Here is a 23,288-nt window from a genome sequence, read left to right on the forward strand (position 1 = left end):
CGCCAGCGCCAGCCCCGCATCGTCTGCGGCTACTTCGCCGCCCCAGCCGTCCGCTACACGACCGCGTAGGAAACCAAACTGTTCCGACTCAATATCGACTGATGGTCATTGAGTAGGCCGGTGTCGCAGCACCGGTCGGGAAGGCACGCCCGTGCTCACGTAGTCAACGACCACGGCTCCACGCCGAACGGCTCCCTGATCGACAAGATCGTCCGCGAGGGGGCACGCAGGATGCTCGCCGCCGTGCTGGAGGCTGAAGTCACCAGCATGCTTGTCGAGTCCGCCCAGACCCGCTGGCGGGCCGTGAACGCAGCTCACCTCGTCGCCCTCGTCAGAGCCGGAGCCGCTGCGAACGCGGCCACCTCATCGAACGATCTGAACCTCAGGCCGTATGAACAACCTCAACCGACCCACAGTCATTGACAATTACTCTCGCGGTAGTGCACCGCGCACTTTCCGCCCCAACTTGCTGTTCCGACCCATATCGGCCACTCCGTCGATCGGGCCGAGCCGGTCATCGATCGGGCCAAGCTGGTCATCGATCTGACCGGGGCTTCCGGCGGATGACACCATTGCGGTCCCGGACGGGGGCGGCTTTGTGTAGGAGCCCCTCGCGGAGAGGGCCCCGCCGTGCCCAGTCCTCCAACGGCTCCTGTTCGTCGTGCATCACGGCATCGCGGCGCACTTGCGTTGTCGGCTGTAACCATCTTGGTCACACGTCACCGTGTCCTCGCCGGGCCGAGGACTGCAAAAACGTTCCGTGTAACTCCCGATCACGGAAGATGCATCGTTGACCAGTGAGAACGTGAGTCGAGAAGGGCGCTGAGCCGCCGGCGGCCGAGGTTTCCCGGTGGGGGGAAGAAAAGGGGACCAGGGAGGGAAGACCGCACTGCACAGTGGCGCGTATGTGTGCACACTCCCCTAGAAGCTCGCAGTTCAGGCTGCTCCTGGTGATGCCGAGTCACCAGCTCGTGCGAAGAGGAACCGAGCAGGGGTTCCGTATCTGGTCGGTATGGGATCCGTCGCAACTGGAGGCCGACCTCGCGCCGCGCGTCGAAGACGTCTCCGAGGAACTGCTGCTCACCGATTTCACCGACGAGGCCGCACTGCGCGAGACCATCGCGCGCACCGCGCGGCACCATGGCATCGACGCCGTGCTGCACTGCGGACACGGCAGTTCCCTCCTGCCGGTAGTCAAGGAGGCATGGCAGCTGGGCCTGTCGCCGAACCCCCCGGCGGTGTACGAACGGCTCCAGGCCGGCGAAAGCGAGGGCTGGGCCCCTCCGGAGGCTCCCAGGGTGAGCGTCGAGACGCTGACCGTGAACGGGACCCATTACGTCGTGGGGATGACGGCAGAACGCACCACGGGGCCACCGCACTTCCTCGTGACGGGCTACCTCCATCCGGCGCCGTTGACCGACGACCAACAAAAGATCATCGCGGCGGCGGTCGAGGAGCGGCTGACGGCGAGCGGATACCGCTTCGGCCCGGCCCACACACAGGTCGCGCTGCTGCCCTACGGGCCGCGGATCGTGTCCTGCCGCGCCCACCTGGGCGCCGACCGTATCCCCCTGCTCGTCGAGATTGCGCGCGGGTTCGACCTGGAGGCGGCGGTCTTCGCAGGCCTCCTGGGCGGCCGCCCGGTCGTGCCGAAGGCTTCCCAGTACGCGGAGGTGGGTTTCTTCCTGCTGCCCGAAGGGCGGTTGGAGACGTACACCGGCATGGAGGACATCGCCGTGACCCCATGGGTCCGTGGAGCGCGTTTTCCGTACATAGTCGGCGACTGGATCGCGTCAGTCGGTGATCCGCGCGCCCGGCGTGCCTACCTGGTCGTGGAGGGCAGTACACCGGAGGTCACCCGCGAACGAGTCGCCAGGGCGCGACAGGATCTTGTCGCCGATATCCGGCCAACTGCCCGGTGACGCGTGCCGGGTAGTTATGTTTTCCTTCTGCACGAGGCGAAGGCACGGGGGGACGAGACGCGGGATCCAACATGCCTGGTGCGTGTGCTGCGCGAGATGACCTACCCTCGGTGGCGTGTGTCCCATCTCATCGCTGACGGGGGAGGATCAGGTGCGGGCCGCGACATCGGGTCAAATTGAAGACGACCCAGGGTTCAGACCAGAATTCGCCGTTCTGGGATCTCTGGAAGTCCGTAGCGGCAGCGAACTCATATCGGTCAACGGGGCTCTGCAGCGGCGCGTTCTCGTGATGCTGTTCCTGGAGGCGGGGCGCGTCGTGCCCGTCTCCCGTCTGGTGGCGGCCGCGTGGAACGACGAACCGCCGGACAGCGCCGAGCACCAGGTGCGCAAGACGGTTGCCAAACTGCGCAGCCGCATTCCGCACGGCCCCGACATCATCGTCACCGACGGACCCGGATACCGTGCGGTCGTCGACACCGAGCAACTCGATCTGCTGTGCTACCAGAAGCTGTTGAGGCAGGCCAGGGCAGCACTGGAAGCGGGGGAGACCGAACGGGCCGCGGCACAGTTGCGTGAGGCGCTGGCGCTGTGGCGAGGGCCCGTGCTGTCCGGTTCCGGCGGCCGCGTGGTCGACGCCGCCTCGACGGCTCTCGAGGAGCAGCGGCTGACCGCCGCCGAGCAGCTCTACGATCTGTGCATCGAGGCGGGCGAGGCCGCCGAGATCACGGGTGAGCTGCGTGTCCTCGTCGACGAGCATCCGCTGCGCGAGACGCTGCGCAGCCGGCTGATGCTCGCCCTCTACCACTCCGGCCAACAGGCCGCCGCGCTCGACGAGTTCGCCCGTACCCGAAAGCACCTTGCGGACGAACTGGGCATCGACCCCGGCGCGGAGCTGACCGGACTGCACGAACGCATCCTGCGCCAGGACCCGTCGCTCACCCGCCCGGAACGCGCCGTGTCCCGTGTCCCGCACCAGGTGACGGAGGCTCCGCACGCGCTGCCGTTCGACGTGCCCGACTTCTCCGGCCGCAGCTCTGAGTTGGAGTGGGTCTGCGACGCGGCCAGGCGCGCCCTGGAGGGGGCACCGACGGTCCTCGCCCTCGACGGCATGGGCGGCGGCGGCAAGACGGCACTGGCCATCCGCGCCGCCCATCAACTGGCCGAGCAGTATCCGGACGGCAGTCTCTTCATCGACCTGCACGGCTTCACACCGGGCCAGACGCCGCTCAGCGCGTTCCAGGCACAGGGAGACCTGCTCGCCGCCGCCGGTATCCCCAGCGAGGAGCTGCCCACGGTGCCGGCGGGACGCGCCGCGCGGTGGCAGTCGTACATGCGGGGCCGTCGCATGCTCCTGCTTCTGGACAATGCCGCCGCCTCGGAGCAGGTGCGGGAGCTGATTCCCGCCTCGTCCGACAGCTTGGTCCTGATCACCAGCCGACCGCGGCTGACCGGCCTGGACGGAGCCGAGTGGCTCTCCCTGGGCGCCCTTCCGGAGCCGGAGAGCCACCAGATCCTGCGCAACACTCTCGGTGCCGAACGCGTCGAGAGAGAGCCGGTCGCGGCCCGTGAGCTGCTGCGGCTGTGCGGAGGACTACCGCTGGCGGTCCGGATCGCCGCCGCCCGGCTGGCGAACCGCCCGCAGTGGACGGTCCAGCGACTCGTCGAACGGCTGCGGGACCACGACCGGCGCCTGGACGAACTCATCAGCGAGGGAAGGGGAGTGGCGGGCGCGCTGCTGCTGTCGTACCAGTCCATGCCCCGGGAACAGCAAACGGCCTTTCGGCTGCTGGGGCACCACCCCGGACGTTATCTGGACGCCGAGGAGGCCGCCGCACTGCTGGACACTGATGTGCTGGCGGCCGAGGACGTGCTGGAAGAACTGGTGGACGTACGGCTGTTGGAGGCCAGGGAGCCGGGGGTGTACGCGCTGCACGACCTGGTGCGCAGCTTCGTGCAACGGGTCGCGCAGAGCCAGAAGGCGCCGGAGGACGGGCAGGCGGTGCGGCGGCTGCTGGACCACTACCTGATCGCGGCGGAACGTGCCTGCGACACTCTGTTCCCCGGGCGGCGTCACTTCGGAGACGTCGACGAAAAAGGCCAGGAACGCGACGAGTTCGACCACAAGGACAAGGCGCTCCAGTGGCTCGACCAGCACCGTGAGAGCCTGCTGGCGGCGGTGGACGCCGCGTACCACGAGGGACTGCTGTGGCACGCCGCGCGGCTGCCGCGCGAGTTGGGCTTCCACTCCAGCATCCGTGCCTACGACGCCAGCGCGAACGCGGCGTTGGAGAAGGGGGTCAGCGCGTCGCGACAGCTCGGGGACCGGTCGTTGACCCGGCTGAACCTGATGAATCTGGCCATGGGCAAGTGGCGGCTGGGGCAGTTGAGCGAGGCCGTCGCCCGGCTGGAGGAAGCCGTGGACCTGTCCCGGCAGATGGACGATGTGCACAGCGAGGCGGAGTGCCGGGCCCGGCTGGGGCAGGCGTGCAACAGCATGGGAGAGCTAGAACGCGCGCTGCAGCTGTGCCAGGAGGCCAACGCGCGTGCGCAGGAGCTCGGCTTCACCCGACTCGACGGCTCGTCGCTGAGCACGCTCAGCCTGGTCCAGGTGCGGCTCGGGCTGTTCGACGAGGCGGCGGCATCGGCGGAGAGGGCGGTGGCCATCTTCGACTCGATCAAGGAGATACAGCTCTCCGTGGACGCGCTGAGCAATCTTTCCCAGGCGATCGAGCGCCTCGGTCGCTTCGAGGAGGCGCTTGCCTGGGCCGACGCGGCGCTGGAGCGGTGCCAGCGCATGAGCATGCCCTCGGTGCTGCCGCTCGTACTCGCCCGCAGAGCCGATGTGCTGGCGGGCATGGGAGAGCTGGACGAGGCGGCGGACAGCGCCGACCACGCACTCGCCAAGGCCACCAGAAGCACCGACGACATCCACCGTGCCACCGTGCACCTCTCGGTGGGGCGTGTGCGGTACGCGCAGGGGGACCTGGACACGGCGCGGGCTCAGCAGCTGCTGGCCCACGAGATCGCCTGCCGTATGGAGTTGCGCTACGACGAGGCCTGCGCGCTGTGGGGCCTCGGCCGTACCGCCGAGGCCCAGGGAGACTCGCAGCTGGCCCAGCAGCACCGCTCGGCGGCGGACAACCTCTTCTCCCTCATGAAGGTGCCGGAGAGCGCACGCTGAGCCCCGCAGGTCGGGCGGTCCACGACAGGGGGATCGGGCGGGTGTCCGGAGGGGAACGGGCCGGGAAGGCAGATCGCGAACATCAGTGGAGTCGAAACGGCTTTCCTCTCCAAAGGAGTTCGCCCATGCGCTTCGCCCCTATCGCCGCCGCCTCCGTCATCGCTCTCGGGGCGCTCGTGGGGGGATTCACGGCCTCCTCCGACGCCGACGCCCCGGGGACGGCCCAGCAGCGCACCGTCGCTCTTGCCTCTTCGACGGACCTGACCGTCACCGGGACGGACAACAACGGCAACGGCTGAGCGGGTGGGCCGCAACCACTGGTTGCGGCCCACCGGCCCAGCCACCCGGAAGAGTCACTGCTCTGGAGCGAGCCTCGCGATATCGGGGCGCCGCGATCCCGTTCGTGACAGCGAGGCTTCTACCTAATCCTCATCAGGGGGAACATCATGACTATTCGGGTGCTCATCTGTGATCAGCTGCCCGTGATCGCGGACGGTCTCAAGACCCTCCTTGACGCGGTGCCGGACATCGACGTGATCGGCACGACCCACAACGGCATGGAAGCCATCGTGCTTGTGCGCACCATGCGGCCCGATGTCGTCGTCACGGATCTGGACCTCCAGACCATTTCCGGCCTGGAGATGATCCGCAGACTCGCCAAGGAGGACGAGCCGCCCAGCGTCGTCGTGTTCACCGCGTCCGACGCCGACAAGACGGTAAGCGACGTGCTCCACGCCGGCGCGAGCTGTCTGCTCGGCAAGGACGCGAGCCCGCAGGAGCTGATCACCGCGATCCAGGCGGCAGCCGCCGGGCAGACCATGCTCGCGCCCAACATCGCGGAGCGCCTGGTCACCTGGTTCCGTGCGCAGCCGGAGCCCCAGGAATCCGCGACGTGGCCGGAGATGACCGAGCTGACCCCGCGGGAACGGGAAGTGACCAGGATGGTCGCGCTCGGCATGTCCACCGAGGAGGTGGCCCGTGAACTGATCATCGGTGAGGCCACGGTCCGTACCCATCTCTACCGAGTGCGGACCAAGCTCGGCGTCCGCGACCGCGCCGAGCTCGTGTCACTGGCCTACCGGACCGGACTCACCCACTCGGCCGGCCGGCCCCTCGGCGACGAGAGGATGCTGTCGACGGGGGGCCTGCGCGCCAGTTGATCCCCTACGGCCGGGTTGTCGCCGCGACTGGAGGCTCCATGCCGGCCGCGGCGCTCCGCGCCGTTCGGACGCGGTCGGCGCCGACCGTTCGCCACAGCGCGGCGGGATCGCCATACCGGACGGACTCGGCCGCGGCCAGCCTGAAGTACCGGTGCAGGCCCAGTTCCGCCGTCATCGCGCGCACCCCGCAGCTCTGCATGCTCAGCCGCACCACGTCGCGCGCGGTCTCGGCGGCCATCGCCAGCGCCATGACCGGCGCGGTGCCGACGGCGTCCGGCTCCGAGCCGACCGACCAGGCCCCCCGGTACACCGCCGCCCTGGTCGCGCGCAGCGCCACCAGGGCTCGCGCCAACGGGAACGAGACCGCGGGGAGATCACGGAGCCTGGTGCCGAACTGCCGCCGGAAACCGGTGTATTCCACCGCGGCCCGGTGCGCGCCGCCGGCGATGCCCAGCAGGTAGGCGGCCTGCCGCAGGCGCGCCCGGGTGAGCGGACCGGTGGGCGAGTCGTCCAGAGTCCCGAGCACGTCCGCCGTGGTGACCGGCGTGGCATCGAACCGGACGACCGGCGGCCAGCACCCGCTCTCCGCGGTGCAGCCGGGCGCCCCGCGCTCCACCGCGACTAGTACCGGCTCGCCGCCCGTCCTGGTCGCCACCAGAAGTGTCCCGGCGCTCACGTCGTCGACCGTGACGGCGCCGGTCAGCTTCCAGCCACCCGCTCGCGGGGTCGCGGTGACCCCACTGCCGACCGGCAGCGCTTCCCAACCCGCCAGTGCCGCGCCGGCCGGACCGCCCATGTCGGCTGCCGTCGCGTCGGCCCGGTAGGAGTTTCCGCAGGCCGCGCGGCCGAGCTCCTCGCTGACCAGCACCCCGGCCGTCAGGCCGAGGTCGAGGCCGCCGACGGAGGCCGGCCGTTCGAAGTCGGCCGCGCCCAGTTCGTCGAGCACCGTCCGGGTGGGGCCGAGGGCTCCGTCGGTCACTGGCGCGCCGTGCAACTCCATCCGGGCGGGGACGCCGGCAAGGCCCGTACGCAATGCCTTGCGCAGCTGGATGACGAGCGGATCGGGGGTGAGGTCCATGTCAGTGCTCTTCCTGTCCGATGGAGGCGAACGCGGCGGCCATGATCTGGAGCATCACCTCGGAGGTCCCTGCCGACAGCGTCAGCCCCGGCGCCTCCCGGTAGGCGGAGTCCAGGGTCAGAGCGGCCCTGATGCGGTTCGCGCGCTGCTCGGGGCTGGGGATGTCGGCGGCCCACGCCGCGATGCTCTGGGCGAGTTCGCTGCTGTGGTACTTGGCGACGGCCGTCGAGACCTGGTCGATCCGGTCCGACGCGAGGCCGGTGAGGACCTCCCAGGCGAGGACGTGGTCGGCCGTCAGCGCGCCGTACCAGCGGCCGATCTGCTCCAGGCGGTCGTCGTGCGAGGAGCCCGGGTCGCCGTCGATCAGCGCGTCCAGCGCGGCCTGGAGCCAGTGCTCCGCCTTGAGGTGGTAGTCGAGACCGGTGCGTTCGATGGCCAGTGCCTCGTTGAGCAGCGGCCATCCCTCGTCGCGCGGACCGAGGAGGTCGTCGCCCGACACCGGAACCGAGACGAGGTCCACCCGGTGGAAGTGCTCGTCGCCAACGCCGGGTATCACCGACACCGTCACACCAGGGGCGCCCATGTCGACCAGGAACAGGCTGATTCCCTGGTACTTCCCGGCACCCGGCGTCGTACGGGCCGCGCACAGTCCGAGGTCGACGAAGCGTGTCTTGAGGCTGAACACCTTCGTGCCGGTGATCCGATAGCCGTCGCCGTCGGGTTCGGCCACGGCCCGCAGCGCACCGAGATCCGATGCCGCGTCCGGTTCGGTGTAGAGCACCGAGGCGAAACTCTCACCGCGCGCCAGTGCGGGCAGATACCGGCGCTTCTGCTCGTCGCTGCCCGCCATCAGCAGGAACTGGCCGACGATCTGGATGGTGTTGACGTGGAAGGTGTCCGGCACTCCCGCGCGCACCAGTTCCTCGGCGACGATCGCGGCATCGGTCAGCGGGCGGCCCTCTCCGCCGAACTCGACGGGCCAGTGCACGGCGAGCAGGCCCAGCTTGCCGAGCAGCCGGTAGAGCGGACGCGCGTCCGGCTCGACACCGTCAGCGCCGGTGGCCTCCGCCGCCGCGGCACGCACCTCGGCGGAGCGCAGGGCCTTCCGCACCTCCGCCCGGAACCGTTGTTGATCCTCGGTGAATCCGAACCGCATGTACGTCTCCTCAAGAGGCGAGCGTTTCTTCGATCGCCGCGACGACCCGGCTCAACGCCGGTTCCGTGAAAAGGGTGTAGTGGTCGCCGGGTACGCTTTCGGCCCGGAACGGGCCCGTGCACACCGTCCGCCACTGCTCCTCCATGGCGATGTGGGGTGAGGCGGTGAGCACGGTGACCGGTCCGCCGTACGGGCCCGGCGGGCGGTACGCCTGCATGGACAGGGCGGAGGACCGGAACGTCTCGAAGCGGGAGGCCAACTCCTGTTTCGTGAGCTCCAGTTCGACGCCGAGGCGGATCAGTGTCTCCCTGACGTCGGCCACGCCGACGGCCGGGTCGTCGAGGACCGCGCGCACCTGAGGGCCGTCGCGTCCCGTCAGTCTGGCGACGTCGTGCACGAACCGCTGCCGTACCGTCGCCTCGTCGAGGGGGACGGAGTCCTCGTTGTAGGCGGCGTCCAGCAGGACCAACGGCGGTCGTTCCCCGGTCTTCTGCTCGATCTGCCGGGCGACCTCGAAGGCGAGCACACCGCCGTAGGACCAGCCGGCCAGGCAGCACGACGGGGGCAGGCCGGCTTCCATCAGGGAGTGCGCGATCCTGGCGGCGGTCGCCGCCAGTCCGTCCTGCGGAGCGATGAGGGCGTCGCGTGGATCGGCGGCGAAACCGGTCACCCCGATGTCCTCGCGCAGTGCCCTGGCCAGCGGTATGTAGCAGAACAGTTCACCGCCCGACGGATGCAGCAGGATCGCCTGCGCCGGACCCGACGCACGCATCACCACCGGTGCCCGGTCGTCGCCCGGCGCGGCCTCGCGTCCGGACAGACTCTCCAGCGCATCGAGCGGATCGCCGTCGTCATCGCGCCGTGCGGCGCGGACGGTGTCGATGGTGGCGGCCAGGTGGGCGACGGTGGGCGAGGCGAAGAAGTCGCCGAGCGCGATCTCCACCCCGAACCTGCGGTTGATCGCCGACATCAGCTGCACGGCCTGGAGGCTGTTGCCGCCCGCCAGGAAGAAGTCGTCGTGCACGCCGATCCGGTCGTCGCGCAGCAGGGGAGCGAGCACATCGCGCAGCAGTCCGCGCTCCGTCGCGGTGAGCGTCTCGTCGCTGACCCCCTCGCCCGTACGGCTCAGGTCCGGTGCGGGCAGCCTGCGCCAGTCGACTTTGCCGCTGCTGGTGAGCGGAAGCTCGTCGAGGACCACGAAGTACGACGGGATCATGTACGACGGCAGGAGCGTGCCCAGATGCTCGCGCACCGCCGGCACCTGCTGCTCGGTGACCCCGGTCAGATGGCCGACCAGGTGCTTGTCCCCGTTGCCGTCGGTCCACGCACGTACGCTGACCGGCCCGATTCCGTCGAAGCCGGTCAACGCCGACTCCACCTCGCCCAGTTCGATCCGCAGTCCGCGGATCTTGACCTGCTGGTCGATCCGGCCGAGGAAGACAAGCCGTCCGTCCGCCAGCCGTTTCACCAGGTCTCCGGTCCGGTACAGCCGTCCGCCGGGCGCGGTGCCGAACGGGTCGGCGATGAACTTCTCCGCGGTCAACTCCTCCCGGTTGAGGTAGCCGCGCGCCAACCCGCCACCGCCGATGACCAGTTCCCCCGGCACACCGATCGGCACCTGGCGCAGGTCGCGATCGAGCACGTGCGCCACATGGTTGGTCATGGGCAGGCCGATCGGAGGTGAGGCGTCCCAGTTGCCCGGGCACTCCTCCACGATCATCGTCACCGTGCACTCGGTCGGCCCGTATCCGTTGAACAGCCGCCTGCCCGGGTTCCACCGGTTCACCAGCTCACCGCTGAACGCCTCGCCGCCGACGAACGCGATCCGCAGGTCGGTGAACCTCTCGGGCGTCAGCAGCGGCATCACGGTCGGAGGCAGGTCGATGACGGTGATGCCGGCCTGCTCCATCAGCGACTGGAGCCGCTCGACGGACAGCCGTTCGTCGTCGGTCGCGAGGCAGAGGCGGGCTCCGATCAGCAGCGCCGAGAACGTCTCGAACACGGAGACGTCGAAGGTCACCGAGGCGAACCCGAGCACCCGGTCGGCAGGTGTCAGGTCGAACAACTCCCGCGTGGAGTCGATGAAGTTGACCACACCTCGGTGCTCGAGCAGCACACCCTTCGGCTTGCCGGTGCTGCCGGAGGTGTAGATGACGTACGCGACGTCGCCGGGCCGCGCCGCAAGCGGGGGGTTGTGGTCGGGCAGCGCCGCCAGTTCCTCGCGGACGTCGTCCAGTGTCACGACGGGCGCGTCGACCTCGCTCAGGGTCTTGCCGGCCTCGGCGTGTGCGATCACCATCCGCACGCCCGCGTCGGCGGCGATCTCCGCGACCCGCCCGGAGGGATGCGCCGTGTCGAGCGGTACATAGGCCGCGCCGGTCTTGAGCACCGCGAGGATCGCGGTCGGCACGTCCACGTTCCTGCGCAGACACAGGCCGACCCTCGTGCCCGGTGCGACGCCGCGCTCGCGCAGCAGTGCGGCGAGCCGGTTCGCTCGGGCGTTGAGCTCGGCGTAGCTGGTCTCGACGCCGGCGACGACGACCGCCACGCCGTCCGGGGACTCCTGGACGCGCGCCTCGAACTCCGCCACGACGGTCGATTCGCGCATCGGCCGCATCGGGCCCTTGCCGACCTCGGCCAGGAACTCCTTGTCCGCCGCGCTCAACACCTCGGCGGCGGACAAGGGGGCGTCCGGGGCGGCGGTCAGGGTGTGCAGCAGCCCGTCGTAGTGCCGGGCGAACCGGGCGATGCTCTCGGCGTCGAACAGGTTGGTGTTGAACTCGATGGCAAGGAGGGCGTCGACTCCGGGAGCCGCCTGCTCCACCAGGTTCCAGCTCATGTCGAACCGGGAGGTGCCGGTCCGGACGTCCTCGTGCGAGGTGGTGATACCGGGCAGGCCGGTCGTGATGTCCGCGTTCTCCACACCGAACGCGATCTGGAAGATCGGTGAGCGCGACGGGTCGACGACCGGATTTACCGCGTCGACCAGCTTGTCGAACGGCAGACCGCTCCGCTCGGACGCCTCGGACGAGACGCGCCTGACCCGCTGGACCAACTCGCGGAAGGTGGGGTCGCCGGAGACGTCGGCGCGCAGCACCCGCATGTCGGTGAAGAGGCCGATCACCGAGGACACGGCGTCGTGCCGCCGGTTCGCGTCGGGCGAACCGATCACCAGGTCGTCCAGGCCGGAGTAGCGGTGCAGCAGCGTGAAGAAGGCGGCGACGAGAACGTCGAACGGGCTCGCGCCCTCCTGCCGGGCCAGTTCCCCCGCCCGCTCCAGGGCCTCGTGCCCGACGGTGCAGCGGACCCTGCCGCCCGCGAAGGTCCGAATCTCGCCCCGTGGCCGGTCGGTCGGGAACTCCAGTACCTCGGCCCCTGCCAGCCTGTCCCGCCAGTACGCGGCGAGTTCGTCCAGATCCGCGCTGCCGAGCCGGTCGCGCTGCCACACCGCGTAGTCCGGGTACTGCACCGGAAGGCCGGCCAACCGCGGTGCATCACCGTCGTGCAACGACCGGTAGAACTCGGCGAGTTCACGCATCAGCACGCCGCGCGACCAGGCGTCGCAGACGACGGTGGGTACGTGGAACAGGAACAGGTGGTCGTCCGGCGCCACCCTGATCAGCACCGCGCGCCACATCGGCGTCCGGGTCAGGTCGAACGGTTCGCCGACCCGTCGCCCGACCAGTGCCCGCGCGGCGGCCAACCGCTGCTCGTGGTCGTCCTCCGCCGCCTCGATCACCGGCAGTTCGACCGGGACCTCGGTGGCGACGACCTGCATCGGAGTGTCCTCGCGCGCCACGATCGTGGTCCGCAGTGCCTCGTGCCTGGACACGACCGCGGCCAGTGCCGAGCGCAGCGCGTCCGTGTCCAGTCCGCCCCGCAGACGCAGGCACAGCGGCGTGCCGGAGGCAGGGCTGTCCGGCGCCGGGTGGTCGAAGAACCGTAGGGTCTGCTGGGCGTGCGACAGCGGCGTCGGACCTGTGGTGCCGCGCGATGTGGGTCCTCGCCTCGCCACGGCTTCCGCATGTTCCCTCAGCCGGGTGAGGAAGCGCGCGCGGCGCTGTGCGGGCAGCGCGGCGAGGCGCTGGGTCATGTCGTACACCTGAGACTCCTCACGGGCAGCGGCGCGTCTCCCGCGCGGTCGTCCGAGCGCACGGGCAGGTGGGCCAACTCCGAGATGGCAGTGGTCAGTACGTCGATGCCGCGCAGGTACTCCGAGAGCACGATGTGCTCGTCGTCGGCGTGATCGAGGCTGCTGTCGCCCGGGCCGTAGGTCGCCATCGGGATGTCCCAGACCTCGGCGAGGGTGTTCATGTCCGAGGTGGCCGTCTTCACCACGAGACGTGGCCGGGCGTGCAGTTGCCGGATGCCGGACACCAGCGCGCGCACCGCCGGGTCGGCCCGGCCCACCCGGCAGGCCGCCACCGAGTTCAGCACTTCGAGGTGGCCGGCCGGCAACCGGTCACGCAGCCCGCTCACCAGCTCGTCGACATCGAATCCCGGCGGGATGCGGATGCTGAGGTCCGCCGTCGCCGTGGTCAGACCGCCGTTGAGCCGGCACAGGGTCGCACCCGGCTGGTCGAACACACCGTGGCTCGCGCCCGGACCGAGCAGATCGACCAGCGCGTCCCAGCAGGCGACGGCCAGTTCGGACGCCTTCGGCACCGGGTTGCTCGGGTGGGTGGCGGGACACTTGACGGTGTAGCGCAGGTCCAGCTTGCCCTTGTAGCCGAGTACCACGCTCGACCAGCCGCTGGGTTCGCCGATGATCAGCGCGTCCGGCCGGGCGTGGGTGGCGCGGATCGCCATCGCGCCACGCGAGCGCGGGGTCTCCTCCTCGACGACGCCGACCACCACGATCCGGCCGGGGAAATCCACCGCGCCGGCCGCGGCACAGATCATCGCTGCGAGCGGTCCCTTCGCGTCCACCGCGCCGCGGCCGTAGAGCCTGCCGTCCTCGGAGCGGACCGGGAACTGGCCCGAGACGGTGTCCATGTGCCCGAGGAGCATCACGGTCGGGCCGTCACCGCGCTCGATCACGCCGATCACATTGCCCACGCCGTCGATGTGCGCCCGGAAGCCCAGGTCCTTCATCGCTTCGGCCAGGTAGTCGGCCAGCTCGCGTTCCTGGTAGGAAGAAGAGGGGATCTCCAGCATCTCGCGCAGCAGTCCGGCGGCGTACGTCTCGGTGACGTTGCCGGAAGAAGTGAACGCCCAGTTCATCGTTGCGCTCGTTCCAGTAGGTGGTCGACGATGTGGTCCGCGACGTCGACCCGGTCGGTGAGCGCGGATTGGAAGCCGGAGAACTCGACCCGGTGATTGACCTCCAGGACCAGCAGTCGGCCGTCGCGGTCCTCGATCAGATCGACACCGGCGATGTCGGCGCCGACGGCGGCGGCAGCGTTGAGGGAGAGCTTGTCGATCTCCGGTGTCACCTCGCACGGCCGGGTCTGCCCGCCGAGTGCCACATTGGTGCGCAAGGACTCACCGGTCCGGTAGACGGCGCCCAGCACCTGACCACCGACCACGATCACCCTGATGTCCCGGTCGGGCTTCTCGATCAGCTCCTGCACATACCCGAGGTGCGACTGCGGGCCGGGCAGTGCGGCGGCGTACTCGAGCACCCCTTCCGCACTGGCGCGGTCGGGTAGTTGGACCACCAGCCGGCCCCATGAGCCGACCAGCGGTTTGATCAGTGCCGGGTAGCCGATGGAGTCCAGGGCGGCCAGCGCGGCCTGCGGGGTGAGGCCGAGTGCGGTGCGCGGAGTCGGTACCCCGGCCGCCTCCAGGGCCATGATGGTGCGCCATTTGTCGCCGCACACCTCGGTCGCGTCCGCGCTGTTGACCACATCGACTCCCGCCGCGGTGAGGCAGCGGGCCGCGTACGCCGCGCGGACCTGACCGATCTCCCGGTTCAGCGCGAGACTCCAGGGCTGGTCACGCTGACCAGCCAGGAACCACTGTCGGCGCGTGTCGACATGGTCGAAGGGGACACCTCGCCGGTCGAACGCGTCGAACAACCTCTTCTCGTCCGCGCCGACCCTGCTGGCGAGCACCGCGATCCTGCGGTCACCTGGGCGCTCCGGTGTCGCTGACACGTGACCTCCGTATTAGAACCACTGGTTAGTCGGACGGCATGACCGGCCTTCCGCGTAGAAAGGAAACTATGGGCACATCGACACCGTGTGCGTCCGCGGCAAGTTTATCCGCGGGTCCTCGTCGTGTTGGTTCTTCCTGCTGCGGCTGCGAATTGGGATTACCCGGCCCCGGCGGCCGCTGTGCCACTCTTGAATGGGTTCGAATACCTGCCGCAATAGTTCACTGCCGCCAGAGAAGAGGGGAATTGTGGGACACGGACCGAAACGGATTCCGGTGCTCGCCATGTGGAGCGCGCCGCGCTGCCGCTCCACCGCGTTCGCACGGATGATGACGGAGCGGGGCGACCGCGTCGTCGTGCACGAACCGTTCTCCCGAGTGGTGGACTTCGGTGAGGTGGAGGTCGCCGACCGGATCGCGCGCGACGAGCAGGACGTGCTCGCGGCGCTGCGTGCCATCGCGACTCGGAAGCCGGTGTTCTTCAAGGACACCACGGACTTCCACTACCCGGCGCTCCTCACCGACGAGGACTTCCTCTCGGCCGCGACGCACACCTTCATCATCCGCGACCCGGCCGAGGCCATCGCGTCGCATCACGCGCTCAACCCGAACCTCGGCCGCGACGAGATCGGCTTCGCCCGGCTGCATGAGATCTTCACCGCAGTGCAGGCCGCCACCGGCACCACGCCTGTCGTGATCGACTCCGACGACCTGCTGGACCGGCCGGCCGAGACCGTGCGGGCGTACTGCGCGGCGGTGGGCATCCCCTTCCTTCCGGACGCGCTGAGCTGGGAGCCGGGCATGCGGTCGGAATGGCAGTCGACCAGCAAGTGGCACAAGTCGACCAGTCAGACCGCCGGCTTCACCCGAAGCAGGAGCGACGGAGCCGAGGCGGTCGCGGCGGACCCGGTGCTGCGCGCCTACCGCGATTACCACCTGCCGTACTACGAGAAGCTGCGCGCCGTCGCGCTCCGGCCGTGACCGCTCAGACCGGAATAGTCGACATGATTACCCGGCGAGTGCACCTGACAGCGATTCGGGTATTCAGGGTAGTTACGGTGCGGATGAAAAGCCTGTACGACCAGGCTAGGTTTGGAATGTAAGGCGGTGTTTCAGTGAGTGTCAGAACAAGAATATACGAACCGGTCGACATTTCAGGTCATCGCAACAACACGGCCATCTCCGCGGCGACGGAGACCAGAGCGGGCGCATTCAATGTATGGAGAAACTCGTTCGCGGCCGAATACCTGCCCGCGGGCAGGAGCCTCGTCCACGTGGACGGTGTTCCCTTCGAGTTTCCTCCGGTCTGCGACGGACCGGACAACGTCCGCTGCGCCGGACAGTTCATTCGTGTCCCCGAGGGCCGCTACGACTGGATCCATGTCCTGGCGGCGTCCGAACGGCGCTGCGAGGACACCGTCGAGCTGAGCTTCGCCGACGGCTCGGTCGACACCGAACCGCTGCGGGTCTCCGACTTCTGGGCCGCACCCGCGTGGTTCGGCGAGGTCAAGGCGTTCGAGAGCCTCGTCATGCACTACCCGCACCACGTGCAACGAGGTGTTCCGGCAGTGATGTGGGCGCAGCGCGTGCCGGTCACCCGGCGGGCCGGCCTCACCGGCATCCTGCTGCCCCGCAATGTCGCGGTGCATGTCTTCGCGGTCACCCTCCAGCGGACGGAGACCTGACATGACCGTCGACGTGACGACACGGACGTACATGATCACCGGACCGGAACCCGAGTGGTGGTACCGCGACCTCGTCAGCTGCCTCCAGTCCACGTTCGGTTCGGTCCTGATACGGGAGGGGGCCGACCCGCTGGCCGTGCTCGGCGCGGGGTGGCGGTTCCTGCACCTGGCGGGTGACGTCAGGTCCGAGGAGTTCTACTACCCGTGCCCCACCGACGAGTCCGGCGGCACCGACCTCGGTGCCGCGCTGGCACCCCACCACGAACTGCACGCGCGCTGGTGGCAGCCCGCTGACGAGAACGACGTCTGGCGGGAGGTGCGTGCGGCGCTGGCCGACGACCGTCTGGTCATCGCGGCCGTGGACAACTACCACCTGCCGTTCCGGCCCGCGTACGGAGACGTGCACGCCGCGCACCTGGTGGTGATCTACGGCCTCGACGAGACCCGCGGGGTGGTCTACGTCTCGGACGCGATGCCGCCCGCGTTCCGCGGTGCCGTCCCGATCGAGAAGTTCCTGCTGAGCTGGGGTTCGGCCAACCCGACCGACGTCCAGGACGCGTTCTTCAGCGACTCACGGATCGGCCGACGCTGTCTCGACGTCCGCCTCGACGCCCCGCCGGCGCCCTTGACGCCCGAACTGCTCGGCGGCTACCTGCGCACCGACGTCGAAAGCTTCACCACGGCCGGCTCCGCCCGTACCGGTCTCGCCGGATACGACGCGTTCGCCGCGGAACTGCTCGAACGGTGCCGGGCCGCGGACGCCGGCGTGCTGCGCGAGCTGTACCCGTTCGGCTGGGCCATGCAGGCGCAGGCGTCGCTCCACGGTGAGCTGCTGCGCCGCTGCGGCCGCGAATGGGACGATCCGGCGCTCGCCGGAGCGGGACGCGCGGTCGAGGCCGTCGCACACGCGTGGACCGGACTGCGGTTCACCGGTGCACACGGACTGCAGGACCCGAGCGCGGCCGCATCCGATATCGCGCACCACGCCACGACGCTGCGCGGCGCGTACGAGCGTGCGGTCGCTGCCGTCGGAGCGGCGGCGGCGCGGCTGTGACCACACACATATCGACCACCGTGGCCCTGTGGAGTGGAGAGTGATGAGCAAGCTGGCAGCGTTCGGCGGCACGGCGGCCGTGCCGAGGGATCGGCGCCGTGTGCAGTGGCCGTTGGTCGAGGAGGAGGACCGCAAGGCCGTCCTCGACGCGCTCGACGGCGCACGGCTGGTGTCCGACACCGACGGTGTGAATCCGGTGTCCGACCTGGAGGAGAACTGGGCCCGTCGTTTCGGTTTCGAGCACTGCGTCGCGGTGTCCAACGGCACCGCGGCACTGGCCCTGGCGCTGGCCGCGCTCGGCGTCGGACCGGGGGACGAGGTGATCGTGCCCGCGCTCAGCTTCATCGCGACCGGCCTCGCACCGGTGCACCAGATGGCCGTTCCGGTCTTCGCCGACATCGACCCGGTCACCTTCAACATCGACCCGGACGACCTGGAGCGCCGGATCACCCCCCGGACCAAGGCGATCATCCCCGTGCACCTGCATGGCGCGCCCGCCGACATGGACCGGATCACCGCGATCGCGCGCAAGTACGGCCTCGCGGTGATCGAGGACGCCGCACAGGCGCCCGGGGCCACCCACCGTGGGCGGCCGGTCGGCGGGATCGGCGACGCGGGTGCCTTCAGCCTCCAGGTCAGCAAGAACATACCGACCTGTGGCGAGGGCGGCCTGCTGGTGACCCGCGACGCCGAACTGGCCGAGGCGATGCGCCGCGGCAGGCAGTTCGGCGAGGTGATCGAGGCCGGCCGCGAGCGCGACTACGTGTCCTACGGCCTGGGCTGGAACTACAAGATGAACGCCCTCCAGGCCGCGTTCACCAACGCGCAGCTCGCCCGGTACGACGACTACGAGCGCGCGCGGCAGCACAACGTCACCGAGTTCCTCGCGCGGCTCGCGCAGATGCCCGGCCTGCAGGTGCCGACCGCGCTGCCGGACACCACCCACGCCTGGCACATCCTGCGGTTCCGGTTCGACCCGGCCGCGTTCGGCCTGGACGGGGTGCGGCCGGAGGCCCTGCGCTCGGCTCTGCGGCGACTGCTGCGCGCCGAGGGCGTACCGATGTCGCAGTACCAGCTCATGCCGCTGCCCGACCAGAACGTGTTCGTGGACCGCGTCGGCTTCGGCTCGGGCTACCCGTGGTCCGTGACCGGCGCCCGCGGAACGGTCGCGGGTGCGGGCTACCCGGTGACCCGCGCGGTCATCGCCGACTCCCTGACCATCCAGAAGCGTCACCTCCACCCGGGGGTGGGCGAACTGCTCGGCCTGTACGCGGACGCCTTCGAGAAGGTGTGGGCGAACAGGGACATGGTGGCCACGCTCGCGAAGGCGGCCTCATGACCGTCACCCCGGTCCTGGAACGGGACGTCCTGGACACGGTCGCCGCACGTATCCGCTCCCATGTCGTCGACATGTGCGCGGGGCCCGAAGGCGGCCACCTCGGCGGTGCCTTCTCCTGTGCCGACGTGCTCGCCGCGCTGTACTTCTCGGTGCTGAACGTGGACCCGCTGCGGCCGGACGATCCGGATCGCGACCGCTTTCTGCTCAGCAAGGGTCACGCCGCCGTCGGCCTCTACGCGACGCTGGCCGAACGAGGCTTCCTCCCGGTCGAGGAACTCGCCGGATACGGCCGCCCCGGCAGCAGACTGATGGGCCATCCGGTGCGTGCGGTGCCCGGTGTGGAGATGCCGACCGGATCGCTCGGCCACGGACTCGCGCTGGGCTGCGGGTTCGCGCTGGCCGCCCGGTACGCCGGGCGGGACGCGCGCACCTTCGTACTGCTCGGCGACGGCGAGCTCCAGGAGGGCTCGGTGTGGGAGGCGGCCATCGCGGCCGCGTCACTGCGCCTCGACCGGCTGGTCGCGGTGGTGGACCGCAACGGACTGCAGCTGACCGGCTCCACCGACGGCATCGCGCCGATGGAACCGCTGGCCGACCGCTGGCGCAGTTTCGGCTGGGCGGTCCGCGACGTGGACGGCCACGACCCGGACCGACTGGCGGAGCATCTGGGCGCCGCGCCGTGGGAACCGGGCAAGCCGAGCGTGCTGATCGCCCGCACGGTCAAGGGCCACGGGCTGCCGTTCCTCGCCGGCCGCAGTGCCAGCCACTACGTGACCCTGTCCCCGCGCAACCACGCGCGGGCGGTCCGCGCCCTACGAGACACCGAGGCCGCCGGATGAGCCGCGCGACCCGAGAGGCGTACCGGGACAGTCTGCTGCCGCTGCTGCAGCGGCATCCCGAGCTGATGTGCCTGGACTCCGACACCGGTCTCTTCAACGCCGAGTACGCCGAGGCGGCCGGCGACCAGTACCTCAACCTCGGTATCGCCGAGCACAACCTGATGGGCATCGCCGCCGGGATGGCGGCGTGCGGGCGGATCCCGTTCGTCAACACGATGGCCGCCTTCGCCACGTCCCGGGCACTGGAAGCGATCAAGATCGACATCGCCTACAACCGGTTGCCGGTCCGCGTCATGGCCACCCATGGCGGTCTCGCCGCGGGCCACCTCGGTCCGACGCACCAGGCCCTGGAGGATCTCGCCGTGATGCGGGTACTGCCCGGGATGACCGTGGTGGTGCCCGCCGACGCCGCCGCCACGGAGGCGTTCGTCGAGCAGAGCCTGGACCTGCCCGGCCCGCTCTACGTCCGGCTCGGCCGCAAACCGACGCCGGACCTGCCCGCGGCCCCGCCGCCGGTCATCGGGAAGGCGCAGACGTTGCGGCAGGGCGGCGACGTGCTGCTCGCGAGCTGTGGTCCGTACCCCGTGCTCGCCTGCCTCGCCGCGGCGGACGTCCTGGCCGAACAGGGCGTCGAGGCAACCGTGTTGAACATGCACACCCTGCGGCCGTTCGACACGCCGACGCTGGTGGCCGCGGCCCGGCCGGCCTCGCTCGTGGTGACGCTGGAGGAGCACTGGCGCGGCGGCGGTCTCGGTGGCGCAGTGGCCGAAGCACTGGCGGAGGAGATGCCCACGAGAGTGCTGAGACTCGGCATGCCGGATCAGTTCGTCGACACGGTCGGCAACCAGGAACACCTCGTCAACCACTACGGCCTCACCGCGGAGCGGGTGGTGAGGACGGTCCGTACCGCCCTCGACCGCGGCCGCACCGACCTGATCACCTCCCCCTCGTGACACTTGGACCCCTCGAAGGAGGCAAGTGCCGTGGATACCACGAGCAGCCATGTAGTCCATATCGGCTTCGCCGAGCAGCACATCGACTCGATCGAGTTCGGCGAACATCAGGTGTCCCTGCTGGTGCACCGGCATGTCGCCGAGCGCATGTCACACGCCGCGCGGCAGCGGTTCGCCCGCATCGGCGTTCTGGACGTACCGCACACACTGGAGTTCGACACCTACGACCAGGTCCTCGACCAGATGATTCACCTGGTCGACGAGTTCGCCGCGGAACTCGGGCCGCCGACCGCCGTCGTCGCCATGTACGAACACGTCACGCTGCCCGCGGCGCGATTGCGCGACCACTTCGGTCTGCCGGGAGTCGACACCGAGACGGCGCTGCTCTGCCGTGACAAGGTCCGTATGAAGGAGACCATGCGGAGCGGCGGCATACGCGTCCCCGCGTTCTGGGCGGTGGACGCGAGCACTCCGTACGCCGACCTCGAGAAGATCGCGGACGCAGTGCCGGGCCGGCTCGTCCTCAAGCCACAACGACAGGCCGGCAGTTTCGGCATCTCGGTCTTCCGCGACGGAACGGAGTTCCTCGCCCATGCCCGGGCCCACGGCATCCCCGACGATCACGAGGTCGAGGAGTTCATCGAGGGCGACGTGTGCCATGTCGACGGAGTGGTACGGGACGGTGAGATCCGTTTCATCAGCGCCTCTCGGTACATCGGCGACTGCCTCAACTTCCAGAACAACCGGCAGCATCTCTCGGGCGTCACATTCGACGACGCCTCGACGCTGGCACGGATCACCGATTTCACCGCACTCGTGCTGAAATCACTGAGGCTGCACACCAGCACCTTCCATCTGGAGCTGTTTCTCACCCCCGACGACGAGCTGGTCTTCCTCGAGGTCGGCAACCGCTTCGGCGGCGCCTACATCAGCGATTCCATCCGCGCGGTCTACGGCGTGGATCTGGTCCGCGAGTCCGTCCTCGCCTGCATGGGCCTGCCGTCCGAGGTCGGGACCGTCACCGGCATCCTCGACCACGAGGGCGTCGGCGCCTCCGGCTGGCTCTACTCCGCACTGCCGGAGAGTGAGCCCTGCGTGGTCAGGCGGATCCGGGGCCTCGACACGTGCCCGGACTCGGTGGTGCTGTCCGACATCCCCAACATCGGCCAGGCGCTCAACGGCGACATCACGGTCTTCCCCACCGCCGGCAAATTCGCGTTCGCCGGCGCGAGCACGGCGGAAGTCGAGCGGGACATACAGCGGTTGGCCGCCTCGTATTCCCTCGAAACAGCTCCCCGGAGGATCCCGCACATCTGACCCGCACCACACGGAAAGGTGTATTCATGATCACAGGCAGCGCCAGTGGTGCCATGTTGCAACTGGGGGATCTGCACGGCTCCTTGTCCGACCCGGTGCTGAGTTCCATGACGCTCCTCAACGAGATCACGGGGCGATTCCCGGAGGCCGTGTCCTTCGCGGCCGGGCGGCCCTACGAGGAGTTCTACGACCCGCTGCAGATCCACGACTACCTGGAGCGATTCCGCAAATATCTCGAAGTGGAGCGCGGCCTCGGCCCCGACCAGGTACGGACAGCGCTTTTCCAGTACGGACACACCAAGGGGCTGCTGACGGACCTCCTGGTGCGGCACCTGGCCGTCGACGAAGGGGTGAGCGTCGTCCCCGAGTCCGTCGTGGTGACCACTGGTTGCCAGGAGGCGATGATCCTGCTGCTGCGCGCCCTGCGTACGGGCAGTGAGGACGTCATCCTGGCTCCGGCACCGACCTACGTGGGTTTCCTCGGGGCGGCGCGCCTGATGGACATGCCGGTCCTACCCGTCGCGGAGGGCACCGGGGGCATCGACGTTGAGGACCTGGTGACACAGATAGGCCGGGCCCGGCAGCGGGGACTGAACCCGCGCGCCTGCTACGTGGTGCCGGACTTCGCCAACCCCAGTGGGCTCAGCATGAGCCTCGCCGATCGCCGGCGGCTCCTCGACGTCGCGGAGCGCGAGGACGTCCTCATCATCGAGGACAACCCGTACTCCCTGTTCAACGCCGATGGCCGGCGCCTGCCCTCGCTCAAGTCACTGGACACCGCTCAACGCGTCGTGTACGTAGGCTCGTTCGCCAAGACGGCCTTCCCGGGCGCTCGCGTGGGCTATCTGGTCGCCGACCAGCTGGTCTCGGGCACCGGCGCCGGCGAGGGCCCGCTGCTGGCCGACCAGCTCGCCAAGCTCAAGAGCATGCTGACGCTGAACACGTCGACCATCTCCCAGGCCGTGATCGGCGGGAAGCTGCTGGCGAACGACTGCAGCATGACCAGGGCCACCGAGCGTGAGGCGGAGATCTACCGTCGCAACCTCGCCGCGGTCCTGGCCGGCCTGGACAGACACTTCCCCGCTCCGGACGACGGCTCGCGTCCCCGGACGACCTGGAACATCCCGGGCGGTGGCATGTTCGCGGTGGTCTCCCTGCCCTTCGCAGCCGACGCCGCGATGCTCGAGTACTCGGCCAACCGATTCGGGGTGCTGTGGACCCCGATGCGCTACTTCTACCCCCAGGGTGGAGGTACGCACCAGATCCGCCTCTCCTTCAGCGTGCTCACCCCCGAACGGATCGAGGAGGGTCTCGCGCGGCTCGCCGCCCTCGTCCGCGACCGTACGGCCTGACCGTGCGACAGCGAGTTGCGTCGGCTCCCCACATGGATCGGAGGCCCCGCAGGTCTTTGACGACGCTGTTGGTTAATTCGGGGCCTTACGCGTTCTTCGCCCCGTCGATCGTTTGGTCGGCGGGGCGAAGTCGCGCGAAGTGGCTGGTGCGGGTGC

The 23,288-nt window shown here is 69.5% G+C and carries 17 protein-coding genes; 12 read left to right on the forward strand and 5 right to left on the reverse strand.

Going from position 1 to position 23,288, the window contains the following annotated elements; genetic code table 11:
- Positions 1 to 905 precede the first annotated feature (905 nt).
- The 4 genes from ABZV31_RS36815 to ABZV31_RS36830 all read left to right on the forward strand — a co-directional run bounded on the left by ABZV31_RS36815 (position 906) and on the right by ABZV31_RS36830 (position 6,263).
- Positions 906 to 1,922, forward strand: a complete 1,017-nt coding sequence (locus tag ABZV31_RS36815) for a phosphoribosylglycinamide synthetase (protein WP_355901193.1) — start codon at positions 906 to 908, stop codon at positions 1,920 to 1,922.
- Between the two features lie 151 nt (positions 1,923 to 2,073).
- A complete protein-coding gene (locus ABZV31_RS36820) occupies positions 2,074 to 5,103 on the forward strand; it encodes a BTAD domain-containing putative transcriptional regulator (protein ID WP_355901208.1) in 3,030 nt (1,009 codons plus the stop codon).
- A gap of 125 nt (positions 5,104 to 5,228) precedes the next feature.
- On the forward strand, positions 5,229 to 5,402 hold the full coding sequence (locus tag ABZV31_RS36825; protein WP_355901194.1) for a hypothetical protein: 174 nt from the start codon (positions 5,229 to 5,231) through the stop codon (positions 5,400 to 5,402).
- Between the two features lie 147 nt (positions 5,403 to 5,549).
- The gene (locus ABZV31_RS36830) at positions 5,550 to 6,263 is read left to right on the forward strand and encodes a response regulator transcription factor (RefSeq protein WP_355901195.1); all 714 of its coding nucleotides are present in this window, start codon (positions 5,550 to 5,552) and stop codon (positions 6,261 to 6,263) included.
- Positions 6,264 to 6,267: 4 nt separating this feature from the next.
- Here the strand turns inward: ABZV31_RS36830 and ABZV31_RS36835 are convergent, their stop codons facing one another.
- The 5 genes from ABZV31_RS36835 to lysX are packed head-to-tail and all read right to left on the reverse strand — an operon-like array spanning position 6,268 to position 14,595.
- Positions 6,268 to 7,341: an acyl-CoA dehydrogenase family protein gene (locus tag ABZV31_RS36835; protein WP_355901196.1), complete on the reverse strand. Its 1,074-nt coding sequence runs from the start codon at positions 7,339 to 7,341 to the stop codon at positions 6,268 to 6,270.
- 1 nt (position 7,342) lies between these two features.
- Positions 7,343 to 8,497 carry an acyl-CoA dehydrogenase family protein gene (locus ABZV31_RS36840; protein WP_355901197.1) on the reverse strand — a complete coding sequence of 385 codons (1,155 nt, stop codon included), beginning with the start codon at positions 8,495 to 8,497 and terminating at the stop codon, positions 7,343 to 7,345.
- A 10-nt stretch (positions 8,498 to 8,507) separates the two neighbouring features.
- Positions 8,508 to 12,590 (reverse strand): amino acid adenylation domain-containing protein, encoded by a 4,083-nt coding sequence (locus ABZV31_RS36845; protein WP_355901209.1) that lies wholly within the window; start codon positions 12,588 to 12,590, stop codon positions 8,508 to 8,510.
- Positions 12,587 to 13,720 carry a M20/M25/M40 family metallo-hydrolase gene (locus ABZV31_RS36850; protein WP_355901198.1) on the reverse strand — a complete coding sequence of 378 codons (1,134 nt, stop codon included), beginning with the start codon at positions 13,718 to 13,720 and terminating at the stop codon, positions 12,587 to 12,589. The genes ABZV31_RS36845 and ABZV31_RS36850 overlap by 4 nt, the downstream gene beginning before the upstream one ends.
- Positions 13,717 to 14,595, reverse strand: a complete 879-nt coding sequence (gene lysX / locus ABZV31_RS36855) for a lysine biosynthesis protein LysX (RefSeq protein ID WP_355901199.1) — start codon at positions 14,593 to 14,595, stop codon at positions 13,717 to 13,719. Before lysX ends, ABZV31_RS36850 begins: the two co-directional genes overlap by 4 nt.
- Before the next feature lie 247 nt (positions 14,596 to 14,842).
- Here lysX and ABZV31_RS36860 point away from each other — a divergent pair, with 247 nt between their 5' ends.
- The 8 genes from ABZV31_RS36860 to ABZV31_RS36895 all read left to right on the forward strand — a co-directional run bounded on the left by ABZV31_RS36860 (position 14,843) and on the right by ABZV31_RS36895 (position 23,132).
- Positions 14,843 to 15,574 carry a sulfotransferase family protein gene (locus tag ABZV31_RS36860; RefSeq protein ID WP_355901200.1) on the forward strand — a complete coding sequence of 244 codons (732 nt, stop codon included), beginning with the start codon at positions 14,843 to 14,845 and terminating at the stop codon, positions 15,572 to 15,574.
- Positions 15,575 to 15,867: 293 nt separating this feature from the next.
- Positions 15,868 to 16,278 carry a hypothetical protein gene (locus ABZV31_RS36865; RefSeq protein ID WP_355901201.1) on the forward strand — a complete coding sequence of 137 codons (411 nt, stop codon included), beginning with the start codon at positions 15,868 to 15,870 and terminating at the stop codon, positions 16,276 to 16,278.
- Between the two features lies 1 nt (position 16,279).
- The gene (locus tag ABZV31_RS36870; protein WP_355901202.1) at positions 16,280 to 17,332 is read left to right on the forward strand and encodes a BtrH N-terminal domain-containing protein; all 1,053 of its coding nucleotides are present in this window, start codon (positions 16,280 to 16,282) and stop codon (positions 17,330 to 17,332) included.
- A 43-nt stretch (positions 17,333 to 17,375) separates the two neighbouring features.
- On the forward strand, positions 17,376 to 18,671 hold the full coding sequence (locus ABZV31_RS36875; RefSeq protein WP_355901203.1) for a DegT/DnrJ/EryC1/StrS family aminotransferase: 1,296 nt from the start codon (positions 17,376 to 17,378) through the stop codon (positions 18,669 to 18,671).
- Positions 18,668 to 19,510: a transketolase gene (locus ABZV31_RS36880; protein WP_355901204.1), complete on the forward strand. Its 843-nt coding sequence runs from the start codon at positions 18,668 to 18,670 to the stop codon at positions 19,508 to 19,510. The genes ABZV31_RS36875 and ABZV31_RS36880 overlap by 4 nt, the downstream gene beginning before the upstream one ends.
- Entirely contained in the window at positions 19,507 to 20,463 is a 957-nt protein-coding gene (locus ABZV31_RS36885) for a transketolase C-terminal domain-containing protein (protein ID WP_355901205.1), read from the forward strand. The genes ABZV31_RS36880 and ABZV31_RS36885 overlap by 4 nt, the downstream gene beginning before the upstream one ends.
- 30 nt (positions 20,464 to 20,493) lie before the next feature.
- Positions 20,494 to 21,780: an ATP-grasp domain-containing protein gene (locus tag ABZV31_RS36890; protein WP_355901206.1), complete on the forward strand. Its 1,287-nt coding sequence runs from the start codon at positions 20,494 to 20,496 to the stop codon at positions 21,778 to 21,780.
- 26 nt (positions 21,781 to 21,806) lie between these two features.
- A complete protein-coding gene (locus ABZV31_RS36895; protein WP_355901207.1) occupies positions 21,807 to 23,132 on the forward strand; it encodes a PLP-dependent aminotransferase family protein in 1,326 nt (441 codons plus the stop codon).
- Positions 23,133 to 23,288 lie beyond the last annotated feature (156 nt).

Origin of the sequence: Streptomyces sp. NPDC005202 (assembly GCF_040608235.1) — a bacterium.
Taxonomy (GTDB): Bacteria; Actinomycetota; Actinomycetes; order Streptomycetales; family Streptomycetaceae; genus Streptomyces.

Bases quoted from the DNA above. Each gene is read 5' to 3' on its own strand.
- ABZV31_RS36880 (WP_355901204.1), top strand. From the start codon at position 18,668: ATGACCGTCACCCCGGTCCTGGAACGGGACGTCCTGGACACGGTCGCC.
- ABZV31_RS36825 (WP_355901194.1), top strand. From the start codon at position 5,229: ATGCGCTTCGCCCCTATCGCCGCCGCCTCCGTCATCGCTCTCGGGGCG.
- ABZV31_RS36895 (WP_355901207.1), top strand. From the start codon at position 21,807: ATGATCACAGGCAGCGCCAGTGGTGCCATGTTGCAACTGGGGGATCTG.
- ABZV31_RS36850 (WP_355901198.1), bottom strand. From the start codon at position 13,720: ATGAACTGGGCGTTCACTTCTTCCGGCAACGTCACCGAGACGTACGCC.
- ABZV31_RS36845 (WP_355901209.1), bottom strand. From the start codon at position 12,590: ATGACCCAGCGCCTCGCCGCGCTGCCCGCACAGCGCCGCGCGCGCTTC.
- ABZV31_RS36870 (WP_355901202.1), top strand. From the start codon at position 16,280: ATGACCGTCGACGTGACGACACGGACGTACATGATCACCGGACCGGAA.
- ABZV31_RS36840 (WP_355901197.1), bottom strand. From the start codon at position 8,497: ATGCGGTTCGGATTCACCGAGGATCAACAACGGTTCCGGGCGGAGGTG.
- ABZV31_RS36830 (WP_355901195.1), top strand. From the start codon at position 5,550: ATGACTATTCGGGTGCTCATCTGTGATCAGCTGCCCGTGATCGCGGAC.
- ABZV31_RS36885 (WP_355901205.1), top strand. From the start codon at position 19,507: ATGAGCCGCGCGACCCGAGAGGCGTACCGGGACAGTCTGCTGCCGCTG.
- ABZV31_RS36875 (WP_355901203.1), top strand. From the start codon at position 17,376: ATGAGCAAGCTGGCAGCGTTCGGCGGCACGGCGGCCGTGCCGAGGGAT.
- ABZV31_RS36835 (WP_355901196.1), bottom strand. From the start codon at position 7,341: ATGGACCTCACCCCCGATCCGCTCGTCATCCAGCTGCGCAAGGCATTG.
- ABZV31_RS36815 (WP_355901193.1), top strand. From the start codon at position 906: ATGTGTGCACACTCCCCTAGAAGCTCGCAGTTCAGGCTGCTCCTGGTG.